3 protein-coding genes are annotated in these 2,325 nt (G+C 38.3%); all 3 read right to left on the bottom strand.

The genetic code is table 11. The annotated features are described in order from the left end of the window. Window positions 1-105 precede the first annotated feature (105 nt). Window positions 106-345 (bottom strand): hypothetical protein, encoded by a 240-nt coding sequence (locus HMPREF2837_RS05155; protein WP_075230710.1) that lies wholly within the window; start codon window positions 343-345, stop codon window positions 106-108. Window positions 346-355: 10 nt separating this feature from the next. After that, window positions 356-1,036 (bottom strand): hypothetical protein, encoded by a 681-nt coding sequence (locus HMPREF2837_RS05150; RefSeq protein WP_050294607.1) that lies wholly within the window; start codon window positions 1,034-1,036, stop codon window positions 356-358. A 12-nt stretch (window positions 1,037-1,048) separates the two neighbouring features. Next, window positions 1,049-2,325, bottom strand: a 1,277-nt coding sequence (locus HMPREF2837_RS05145) for a phage tail tip lysozyme (protein ID WP_148131817.1), incomplete at its 5' end; no start/stop codon positions are given.

Raw genomic sequence — 2,325 nt, 5'->3', positions numbered from 1 at the left:
TTTATTTTATTACTCTTCATTCGCTCATTGATGATTTCTAGCCTTGATAACAACTCATCTCGGTACTCAAAAGTTTCCTCTTGATTAGTCAGTTGATTGATAATTTTATACATGGTTCACTCCTTGGTTACTTGATTGTGATGGAAGAATGAGTTCCTTCATTTCCTGGTAGGATAAGCCACTTTCTTCTGATAGTGCCACAAAAAGCTGCGCTTCAAAATCTTTTTCTTGATTTATGTAATTCTTGATTTTTTTATCTACTTCTTCTTTTTGTCGTTGCGCTTTTTCTTTATCTTTCCTAACTTTTTCAAGCTTGCCTTCAAGTTGTTCAATTTTTTTATTCATTCCATTCCCCTTATTGGTTACTACTAGTTGCGGTTGTTGGTTCAGAAGATGTCGGTGTTGCCGTTGATGTAGATGAAACTGGAGTCGAGCTTGAACTGCTAGTATCTGAATAGGTTCCTATACTTTGCCCTCTAGCTTCAGTCAATACAATAGGCTCTATTTTATTGATCAATAGTTTCCCTGATTTTTCTACATAGGTCAACCGAATTGTCGCCTTAGTGCTACCAGTAAGCCCCTTAGAAGCTCTATTATCTTTCTCTGTTAAGGTGGTACTAGTATATTGAATCTGAGCTAACGCAACTTTATGTGTTTTATCAATATAGATAGAGCCTGATTCATAAGATTGGTCAACTACATACCCCTTATAGGTCTGGTTAACTGGCTTTTGTTCTTCTTGAACAGTTTCCTGATACATAGAATCAGTCATAAAAGGCTTATATCGTGGACGATTCTCTTCTAAATCCTTCTTGGTATAGTAAGCAATTAGAAAATCTTCGACCTGCTGTTCAGTAAGAGAGAGTTGTTCCTGTTGTTTCTCTTCTGGTTTTTGCTTCGCCTCTTCCTGAACTTGACTATTCTGTCTCAAATTCTGTTGTACTTGAGCAATAGAATAACCCAATACAATACATAAAACGGCAATGAATCCCATAAAGAGTCCCTTTACCATTTTGATTAACTTTTGATTATACATTCTTTTCCTTTCTTATTTAGGGGTAACAAAATAGATACCTGATTGTGGTTTCAAGGTACGCCAACTTGATACATATAAACCACCAAAGTTCATTTCTGACATTAAGAAGCTACCATCACTATTAACGTACTCACAGAATCCAACGTGACCATAGATTGGCGATGCTCCAGCTACACCATTCATGAATACAGCTGCAGAACCTGGTTTAGGAGTCGTTGAGATGTCATATCCTTGCGCTTGCCCACTATCAACCCACTGATTGGCATTTCCTAGATACGGATAAATTCCTGTTCCAATCTGAGCAAAACGGTTATAGACATACCAAGTACAATTTCCTAGTGCATAGGCATTACCTGGATAACCTTGACCCTCTAGAATTGCTTGATCGGTAGGGAGTCCATACGGAAGTTTGTCTTTATACTCCGCTGGAACTTGTTGGCTCGAAACTCCTGTCGAACCTCCTCCTTTATTTTTTAAGAAATTTAGCCATTGACGAGCTGCAGTTTGACGCTCTAGAAGCTTATTACCTGGTACTCCCAACCAAGAATTCAAGAAGTCCTCCGCAAGAGCTTCTACGGAACCTGTTGAGGTTACAATTCTTTTAAAAGCTTCTCGTCTAAGTGGACCATCTGCTTCTAATAGGAATTTAGTTTGAACTTCCGCAGACCAAATATCTCCATTCATATCTTTTGCAAAATTCCACAATGCAAGAGCACGGGGGCCAGTAAATTGACCAATCCCAATCCCGATATAGTGTAAACCATTGACCATGTATCCTCCTTTATTTAAACGTAGATTCGGATACATAGCCTGGAAAGCATCCCAGTTACCAACTAGATTTTCTGCAGTTGGCTCTTTAGCAACTTTATCGAACTGATTATTGGTTAGAAAGTCTGTTTCATAGCGTTTAAAAGTGATGGAACTCTCAATATCAAATCCTCCCAAAACGACTGCAATTCCTTCATCTGTTGCTTCTGGTATATTTTTTTTGATTGCATCTGCAAAAGCTCTAGCACGTTTTCCTTTCTCTCCAGATGTTTCAATATTGCTCACAACCGACGTTGCTTGTGTGTACTCTACACGCTGGAAGTAAAAACCGACATTGACATAAGTCCAACTCTTTTCAACATTCCCATCTTTGTCTTTCTTATTTGAGCGATCAGGTTCTAGTTTTTGATAATAGACCGTTTGATTTCCTTCAGAAGCTACCTTTCCAATGATATCTCCAGCTTTGACATGGTCTCCTGTTTTGTAACGAATCGTATCTACGTTCTTATACAGAAACTTGG

The sequence above is a fragment of the Streptococcus sp. HMSC071D03 genome (genome assembly GCF_001812125.1).
Lineage (GTDB): Bacteria > Bacillota > Bacilli > Lactobacillales > Streptococcaceae > Streptococcus > Streptococcus pseudopneumoniae_N.
This window is presented reverse-complemented; position numbering and strand designations above follow the sequence as displayed.